The following is a 1,738-nucleotide window of genomic DNA, read 5'->3' as shown; positions in this document are numbered from 1 at the left end:
AAGGGCTGGTTTAACACCAACTGTATCATCCATGGAGCAATGTCCATCACCGGTCTGGCGAGTGCAGTCTGTGGGGTGGTTTCAGCCAATCTCATCCTGCTGATCTGGCTGTGGGTCATCTTCTGGTTTGTCGTTGTCGAGCTTGTCGAGATCGCCCGTGCCGTCAAGCGAACCAGGCTCTATGGATTCGTCGATGGCCTGCTCATCTATAATCCAACCCAGTGGTCGAGAAATTTTACCTTCGGTATGCTGTATGCTTTTACCGTAAATTTCGACTTGGCTAATAGCGCCGCTGCAAACTCATTCCTGCAGTTGCTCCATGATGGAATTCTCGACTATTTTGCCAGGGTTGTTCTGTTGCTGCTACTCGTTGAAATAGTGGTATTTTTTCGTGATAGATTGACACCTGTCGTCCCGGCGATTGAATCAAAGCCTTGACACTCTTTTATTCCACCACCTTACGCCGAAACAGTATCCAGCTTCGGAAAAAATACCCTGCAGGCGCGCTCCAGATGTGCACAAGGCGGCTGAAGGGAGAAAATGCCAAGAGTGCCAAAGCGCTTATAATGTGGATTTTGTAGCTCAATGGAACATCCTGCATCAGCGCCGGATCAGGTGAAAAGGTGATGATTCCGCGAATCCAGGGGGCAATCGTGTCGAGAATATAAAAGTGGCCGAAGATTACATTGTAGAGACCGGTAGCGGAGACAAAAATCAGGCCGGCCAGGGTGATGAAGTCGTTCTGACTGGTGCTGAGCTGTATTCGCAGTATCGAGATGCGACGATAAAGGAGGAGCCCGAGGCCTATAAATGCCGCAATGCCTGTCGCCATGCCGTTGTAATGCGCGATAAAAGTGTGGGTTGCTCCGTCTATACCGATGAGGTCGAGCAGACGCTGGGGGATCAGCAGTCCACTGGCATGGCCGAAAAGGACAAGGAGCATACCCCAATGAAAGATCGTCACCCCGAAAAACAGGCTCTTTTTTTCCAGGAACTCGCTGGATTTTGCGTTCCATCTGTATCTATCAGTCACATACCGTGAGATATGGCCCATGGTGAAAATTGTCAGCGCGATATAGGGGAATACAAGAAATAACAGAATGTTGGCTAAATCCATGTCAGACCTCCTTGCTCATACTGTCAGGGTGAGTGCCCAGACAAGGTTGGACAATGTCGGCCACCAGTTCCAGCAGGCCGGCATAGGGGTGGTGATTTTTTTCCAACCGTTCAGCCAGGGCGGCCACGGTGCCGAGGCACGACCAGAGCAGGGTGGCCTCCTCTGGTTCCGGACACAAAGATAGAAATTCGAGAATCATGGGGAGATAATCCGGCAGCTCGCCGATGGCGGCATCATACCCCGCACGGTGGTACATCCACAGGAGTCTCGCAAGGGCCTTACCACGGTCCTCGCTGTCGCCCATGAGATGATACGTCAAATGGAGACTGGTGGCCGGATCGAGGTCAAAAGCTGCAGTATAGGTTTCCTGCAATGTTAGCGGCGGGGTGGTTTCGGCGTAGTTTAAAAAACTCTGCAGCAGTTCCAGCCGATGCTGATCACTCACCGTAGCCAGGACTTCGTGCAGATTTACCAGATCACCACTCCATGAGGGGGCCGGATAGTCGAGCAGAAAGGACAGCAGCTTACATTGCATGCGATCATTTTCAGTCATGGTATCCTCCTTTTCCTTTTTTCCAGCTCATCGGTAGTCGGGGAATCCTGCACACCCCTTGAGATTAT

General features: G+C 51.4%; 2 protein-coding genes and 1 pseudogene. 1 reads left to right on the top strand and 2 read right to left on the bottom strand.

Annotated features, from left to right (window positions below):
• A pseudogene (locus ACYQ8U_RS22920) lies at window positions 1-438 on the top strand (hypothetical protein); the annotation flags it as partial.
• A 7-nt stretch (window positions 439-445) separates the two neighbouring features.
• Here the strand turns inward: ACYQ8U_RS22920 and narI are convergent.
• Window positions 446-1,117: a respiratory nitrate reductase subunit gamma gene (narI, locus tag ACYQ8U_RS22915; protein ID WP_459947881.1), complete on the bottom strand. Its 672-nt coding sequence runs from the start codon at window positions 1,115-1,117 to the stop codon at window positions 446-448.
• 1 nt (window position 1,118) lies between these two features.
• Complete coding sequence (gene narJ / locus ACYQ8U_RS22910; protein WP_459947880.1) at window positions 1,119-1,670, bottom strand: nitrate reductase molybdenum cofactor assembly chaperone; 552 nt, start codon at window positions 1,668-1,670, stop codon at window positions 1,119-1,121.
• Window positions 1,671-1,738: the final 68 nt, after the last annotated feature.

Source organism: Desulfocastanea catecholica, assembly GCF_054657295.1.
The sequence above is the reverse complement of the archived record's forward strand: the minus strand, read 5'-3'. Positions and strand labels throughout refer to the sequence as shown.